Here is a 7,326-nt window from a genome sequence, read left to right as displayed (position 1 = left end):
GGTTTTCAGGAGGTTATATATGTTTGAATACACATTTAATATGAGTGAAACTTTGGCAATAGCTGTAATTTTATTGATTATTGGTCGTTGGATTAAGAAAAAAGTATATTTTTTTGATAAATACTTTATTCCTGCTCCAGTAATTGGAGGTGTTATATTTTCAATCTTTACATTAATAGGTAAAAATACTGATACCTTTGTCTTTTCTTTTGAAGGAGAGCTAAAAAATCTTTTAATGATTGCATTTTTTACAACAATAGGATTTTTAGCAAGCCTTAAGCTGCTAAAAAAAGGAGGTATACAAGTCCTAATTTTTCTAGGAGCTGCTAGTGGTCTAGTAATAATACAAAATTTTATAGGTATACATCTAGCTAAATTTTTTCACTTAAACCCTCTATTAGGAATAGCTGCAGGTTCAATCCCTTTAACTGGGGGACATGGTACTTCTGGTGCTTTTGGTCCTGTTCTTGAAGCTGCCGGTGCAACTGGCGCGATGTCAGTTGCAATAGCATCTGCTACTTTTGGATTGGTTGCTGGTTGTCTTATAGGTGGTCCTGTTGGAAAAAGATTGATGTTAAAATATAATTTAGTGGGTCATAAAGAGGAAGAGTTTATCGTTGAGGGAGATTCTAAAACAGTTGACGTTAAAAAAGAAACTATTACAGAGGAATCAATTTTTGAATCTGTCGTTTTAATTGTTGTATCCATGGGAATTGGAGGTATTGTAAATAGTCTAGCAAGAAAAGTAGGTGTTGTTTTACCAGCATATATTGGTCCTATGTTGGTTGCTGCTCTTGTAAGAAATGTTGTAGATTCAAAAGGTGGAGAGCTACCTCTTCATACAGTTAATGTTATAGGAAATATCGCTCTTCAACTGTTTTTAGCTATGGCATTGATGTCAATGAGATTATGGGAGCTTGCTGCTCTTGCTGTTCCATTAGTTGTTATTTTACTAGTTCAAACACTTGTGATGGCACTATATGCATACTTTGTAACTTTTAGAGCTATGGGAAAAGATTATGATGCCGCTGTTATCGCCACTGGACATTGCGGTTTCGGTATGGGAGCTACTCCCAATGCAATGGCAAATATGGAGTCTTTTACCGCTGCAAATGGTCCATCACCAACAGCATTTTTCGTTTTACCTCTAGTTGGAGCTCTATTTATTGATTTTGTAAACGCTTCAATAATAACTGTTTTCATGAATATATTTGGATAATAAAAAATTTACTTAATAATTAATAGGGCTGACTTAAAAGTTTTTATTTTTGAAGTTGGTCCTTTTTAACAAATTTACAAATCCATTAAATACTTCCATTATCTCTTTATTTCTCCGTCTTCATTCCACACTCCTTTAACTTAATAAGTAGCTGAGTCTGCTCCTCATTATTGGTTTTAAAATTTTAGACTTTGTTTTTTCATCTATAAAATGTTAAAATAAACAATAATTTGTCACAAGGAACTGAAAAGATTACCCTGAGAAAATTTTTGAAGGAAATATATACATATATTCTTTTAAAGAAATAGTTTTGATAGAAACTTTTAAAAAAATTAAATCTATATAGAAAAAGGAGTGAAAACAATGAATAGAGAAATAAGTATTAAAAAAGTTAAGTTTGATGCAGAAGAGGCATATAGATTGGGGGATTTCTTTTGTTCAGAAGCAATAGTTAACTCTATTAGAAATAATATTGATCCTGAAATGCCTGAGGCATTAATCGCTGTGGCATCAGGATTCCCTGTTGGAATTGGGAAGTCAAAGTGTGTTTGTGGAGCTGTAAGTGGAGGTGTAATGGCTATTAGCTATTTCTTTGGTAGAACTAAGGGTGGAGATCCAAAAGTTAATAAAAATCTTGAACTAGCTTATGAATTACAAGAGGAGTTTAAAAAAAATCATAAGGTTCTATGTTGTAAAGTTTTAACTCATGGAATGGATATGGGAGCAAAAGAACATAAAGAGCAATGTATATCATTTACGGGAGAGGTTGCTGAAGTTGCTGCAACTATTATTGCTAGAGAGTTAGGGCTTAAAGTTATTGACTAATATGGAATATCTGAGATAAGCTTACTTAAGTTCTAAAAAATCTATATAATAAAGTTATCTCTATCATGGATTAAGGAAATACTCTAAAATTAACGAATAATAGCATATCAAGATAAAATAAATTAAGGAGGTATTCTATGAAAATACTAAGTTTAATTATTGTACTGGGAACTTTAATTTTAGGGCTTACGTCTTGTTCCTCTTTAGATATGGAGATGGGCGGAGCATCTAAAACTACAACTCAAAAGTATTAGTAAAATAAAAAAGTTGGACTATTTTATATCCAACTTTTTTTATTTTTGTAATTTGTTTTTATTTTTATAAAAAATAAAATTTGATTTTCATAACAAAAAATAGTATTATCATATAAAATACTTTTGGGGAGGTTAATAATGAAAAAATTATCTTTGATTCTTCTAATATTAAGTTTAATTTTTTTGGGAGGATGTGGTGAAAGTAAAACTGAAAAAAGAGATAAACTCGTATTTGCACAGCTGAGTGAGCCTAAAACTTTAGATCCACATAACGCTGTGGATAACTATTCACAAGTAGCCATTACACAGATCTATGACAGATTATTTGAACTAAATGAAAAAACTACTACTGTAATCCCTAGTTTAGTAGAGAGTTATAAAAGAGTTGATGAAAATACTTTAGAGTTAGTTTTAAAAAAAGATGTTAAGTTTACAAATGGGGATACATTAACTGCTGAAGATGTAAAATTTACTTTGGAAAGAGCTCAAGAAAATCCAAAAGTTGCACATCTTTACAAGGTTATCAAAGAGATTGTTATTTTAGATGATAATACTTTACAAATCATCACTGAAGTACCTTTTGCCCCTCTTTTAAATCATTTAAGTCATAAATCTGCATCAATTCTTAATAAAAAAGAGGTTTTAAAAAATCCAAACGATTATTTTAACAATCCAATTGCAACAGGTCCATATAAAGTTGGAAGTTGGGAATTGGGAGATAGTATGACTCTAGTTGCAAATGAAGGTTACTATAGAGGAAGTCCAAAAATAAAAACAGTTGTTATAAGAGGTATTCCTGAAGAGAATAGTAGAGTTATTGGATTAGAAACTGGAGAAATTGATATGGCGGGAGATATTCCTCCTATTTCATGGGAACAACTAGAAAAAAGTGGAAAAGCGAAAATATATTCAGCTCCTTCAGCAACAACTGTTCATATAGGATTAAATATGAAATCTCCAACTCTATCAAATAAAGTTTTAAGACAAGTTTTAGCGGAAGCTATTGATAAAAAAAGTATAGTTGATGCTGTATATCTAGGAAAAGTAAAAGTTGCCAATCAATTTTTAGCTCCACCAGTTTTTGGGCATGACACAGAAGCCTTGCCTCAAAAATATGATGTGGATGAAGCAAAAAAACTTTTAGAAGAGAATGGATTAGTTGGAACTAAGCTGAAAATATCTGTAAGTAGTCCAGAAAGAGTTCAAATAGCAACCATAATTCAAGATCAGTTAAAGAGTATTGGTATAGATTTAGAGATTGAGTTATTGGAATGGGGAGCTTTTTTATCTAGAGCAGGAGCAGGAGAAACAGAGATGTTCATATTGGGATGGAGTCCATCAACATATGATGGAGATTATGGATATTATCCAAATCTTCATAGTAGTCAAATGGGAAGTAATGGTAATAGAACATTTTACTCAAATCCAAAAATAGATAATCTTTTGGAGTTAGCAAGAAAGGAGAATGATATAAATAGAAGAAAAGATTATTATAAAGAGATTCAGACAGTTTTAAATGAAGATATCCCATTAATTCCTTTGTATTATGGAAATGTTGTTTATGGAGCTAATATTAATTTAAAAAATATTGAAGCAACAGGATATCCAGAGTTCTATAAGTATGAGTTTTAATTTTTAGGAGGTAAAAGTGAACAAAATTGAGTTATTAGAAAAGTTATCAAATCTGCACGGAGCACCAGGACATGAAGACGATATCATAGAGTTTATTAAAAAAAACATGGATGGATATATTTGTGAAAGAGATTCAATAAATAATCTTTATATCAAAAATAATAAGGATAATAATGGAGTGGTAGTAGCTTTAGATTGCCATAGTGACGAAGTTGGATTTATGGTTGAAAGCATCAAAGCCAATGGAACTATAACTTTTCTACCTTTAGGTGGATGGCATATTGCAAATATTCCTGCTCATTCAGTTATTATAAAGAACTTTAAAAATAAGTACATAAAAGGAGTTATCTCCTCTAAGCCACCACACTTTATGACAGCAGAGGAGAGACAAAGATTGCCTAAAATGGAGGAGTTAGTTATAGATATTGGAACTAGTTCATATGATGAAACAGTGGAACTATTTGGAATAGAAGTGGGAAATCCAATAACGCCAGACGTTACTTTTTACCATGATAAAAAAATAGATGTTGCAAGAGGAAAAGCCTTTGACAATAGAGTAGGATGCGCTATTGTCATGGAGGTTTTAAAAGAGATAAAGCATAAAGAGCTACAGGTTACCCCTGTGGGAGTTGTAAGCTCACAGGAGGAAGTTGGCTTAAGGGGCGCTCAAGTAGGAGCAAATAAGATAAAACCAGATTTTGCTATTATTTTTGAGGGTTCACCTGCTGATGACACTTTTAAAGATACTTTTTCCTCAAAAGGTGCTATTGGTAAGGGAGTACAATTTAGAGTTTTAGATGCTGGAATGGTTTCAAATCCAAGAGTTCAAGAGTTTGTAAAAAACATAGCTAGAAAAAATAATATACCATTTCAAGTTATAGCTAGAAGTGGAGGTAGCACAAATGCTGGAAAATATCATATAGCAGAAAAAAGCATTCCAACAGTTGTTATAGGAATTCCAACAAGATATGCACATACACACTATACATATATTTCTATAAAAGACTATGAAAATGCAATTAATTTAGGAAAAAAACTGCTTGAAGAACTGAATGATGATATAATAAAAACTTTTTAATAATATTCGGGCGGTAAATCTTTCCCACATTTTGTGAGGACAGGATAAATCGCCTTTCTTTTTTAGTGTCTATTATATCTTTAAAATTGGGTAGATAATAAAAAAACTTCCTTTTGGGGAAAAGGAAGTTTTTTATAACACGGGGGAGTGTTAAAATAAAAAGATTTAAATAAATTTTTGGGGGGTATTAAATTTACTTAATCATCGGTTTCAGTTAATAATACCATATCCGTAATATTTTGTCAACTATGTTTCGATTTAGGAATTATTTTTTGTGCCGCCGTTTCATTATTGACCTTTTATATATTTATAATACATTTTGCTTACAGTTTTTATTCTTTAATTAGATTTAATAAACCACATCTTTTAGTATCTATTTATTTAAATAGATTTATAGCGCCTATGATTACTGGCATTTGGAATATATCTATTAAAAATGCTCCAGTCAAAGTCACTATTAAATATGGATTTACTGTGTAACCATATCTCTCTGAAACCTCTCCCATATTCAACATAGCATTTGTTGTAGCTCCAAGTCCTGATCCACACATTCCTGATACCATCACTGCAGCATCATAATCTTTTCCCATTGCTTTAAATACAATTTGACTTGTAAAAAATGCCATAAATAATACTTGGGCAAATAAAATTAAAAACATTGGAACAGCTAAAGATGCTAACTCCCATAACCTTAGAGATATTAAAGCCATAGATAAAAATATATTTAAAGATGTTATTCCTAACATATCGATTAAATTTCTATTTAACTTAATTATATTGTATTTAACATTTAGATTATTGAAAACTATTGCAACGAACATAGCTCCCACATAGGATGGAAGAGCCAAATCAAAGTATGATTTTAATATGGATGAAAAACTAGTTCCTATCATCATTATTACAGAGAGAACTGCTATATGTTTTAAAAGTTCGTCTGCTGATATATTCTGATTAGTTGCTTTTTCTTCAAATTTTATATCATCTTTTTTCACTACATTTATTGCTTTTAAACTATTTTTTCTTATTAAATATAGAGCTAGTGGCGCCCCCAAAAGCCCTCCTGCCAATAGACCAAAAGTGGCAGAAGAGAGAGCCATTGTACTCGCTCCTGTAACCCCTAACTGCTCCACTGTTTTTCCAAATGCTCCAGCTGAACCATGTCCTCCACTCATGGATACTGACCCTGCTAGAACACCATATAAAGGATGGATATTAGTCGCTTTAGCTATTCCTACTCCAATAACTGTTTGCATAAAAGTCATTATACCACTTAATAACCAAAAAATAATTAATAACTTCCCTCCTCTTTTTAATGCACTAATTGACGATCCTATCCCTATTGTAGTAAAAAAGACTACCATAAAAGGATCCTGAAGAGTCGTATCATATTTTATCGTTCCTATTCCTAGCTCTCTTATAACTAGATGTATTACTGCAAATAGTATCCCACCTATAACAGGTGCTGGTATACCAAATTTTTCAAAAAACTTTGAACGATTTTTTATAAATAAACCGATATATAAAGATATTAATCCAATTGCTAAAGTTCCAATCATGCTAAAACTAATTAAAAAACCTAAAGTATCATTTGATATATTCATAAACCACTCTCCCTGCTTTTACAAAATTTTGTTAGTACTCTATGTACTTTATTTTTTTATAAAAGTCAAGGCTTATGCTCTCAATACTTTTTATCAAATATTCAACAATGAGTTCTCCTTTTCAATTACAATCCCTCTTACTCCAAACTTTAATACTTTTTCTTTAAACTCTCCAGTTACATAAAAAGCATTATCAAAATGCATAGGAATCATTACTTTAGGTTTTACATTTTCTGCAAAATATTCCCCTCCCAAATAACAGAACTCCTCCAATCTGGGATCAACTGGAAAAAATGCCACATCTATATCTCTATCTATTGAAATTTTAGATACTATCATTTGATATAAATCTCTCATATACTTTTCTTCACTCTCAGTATCATCCTTCCAATACCACCAATTTAGGTCGCCTGCATGAAATATTTTCATCTTATCAATCTCAACTAAGAAAGAAACCCCCAAATCAGTTGAGCCATAGGTTTTTATTTTTACTTTATCAATTTTTATCTCCTCGTCCTCTTTAACTAGGTGATATTTTTTAGTTATGTCTTGAGGTACAATATCATCACTTAGAATATACTCAATCTCTCTATTTTTATTTTTCCAAGAAAAAATCTCCTTATTATAATGATCATAATGACTGTGAGATGAAAATACCAATATTTTTTTATCACTATTAAATATTTTTTCAATCAAAGATATGCCATTGTCTATGGA

At 31.1% G+C, this 7,326-nt stretch carries 6 protein-coding genes; 4 read left to right on the top strand and 2 right to left on the bottom strand.

Features of this window, described 5'->3' with window-relative positions; translation table 11 throughout:
* Window positions 1-19: 19 nt before the first annotated feature.
* From gltS (ACMOUI_RS06600) to ACMOUI_RS06585, 4 genes are all read left to right on the top strand, one after another.
* Window positions 20-1,219 (top strand): sodium/glutamate symporter, encoded by a 1,200-nt coding sequence (gene gltS / locus ACMOUI_RS06600; RefSeq protein ID WP_418964934.1) that lies wholly within the window; start codon window positions 20-22, stop codon window positions 1,217-1,219.
* A gap of 363 nt (window positions 1,220-1,582) precedes the next feature.
* Window positions 1,583-2,044 carry a C-GCAxxG-C-C family (seleno)protein gene (locus ACMOUI_RS06595; RefSeq protein ID WP_418964933.1) on the top strand — a complete coding sequence of 154 codons (462 nt, stop codon included), beginning with the start codon at window positions 1,583-1,585 and terminating at the stop codon, window positions 2,042-2,044.
* 392 nt (window positions 2,045-2,436) lie between these two features.
* Complete coding sequence (locus ACMOUI_RS06590; RefSeq protein ID WP_418964932.1) at window positions 2,437-3,930, top strand: ABC transporter substrate-binding protein; 1,494 nt, start codon at window positions 2,437-2,439, stop codon at window positions 3,928-3,930.
* 16 nt (window positions 3,931-3,946) lie between these two features.
* Entirely contained in the window at window positions 3,947-5,008 is a 1,062-nt protein-coding gene (locus tag ACMOUI_RS06585; RefSeq protein WP_418964931.1) for a M42 family metallopeptidase, read from the top strand.
* A gap of 377 nt (window positions 5,009-5,385) precedes the next feature.
* On the opposite strand, the gene gltS (ACMOUI_RS06580) is transcribed toward ACMOUI_RS06585, so the two are convergent.
* Together gltS (ACMOUI_RS06580) and ACMOUI_RS06575 are read right to left on the bottom strand one after the other, a co-directional pair.
* Complete coding sequence (gltS, locus tag ACMOUI_RS06580) at window positions 5,386-6,609, bottom strand: sodium/glutamate symporter (protein ID WP_418964930.1); 1,224 nt, start codon at window positions 6,607-6,609, stop codon at window positions 5,386-5,388.
* 93 nt (window positions 6,610-6,702) lie between these two features.
* Window positions 6,703-7,326: MBL fold metallo-hydrolase (locus ACMOUI_RS06575; RefSeq protein ID WP_418964929.1), on the bottom strand; the 624-nt coding region annotated here is incomplete at its 5' end.

The sequence above is a fragment of the Cetobacterium sp. genome (assembly GCF_048470075.1).
GTDB lineage: Bacteria > Fusobacteriota > Fusobacteriia > Fusobacteriales > Fusobacteriaceae > Cetobacterium_A.
Note: the sequence above shows the minus strand (reverse complement) of the source record. Positions and strands in the feature narration are given on the sequence as shown.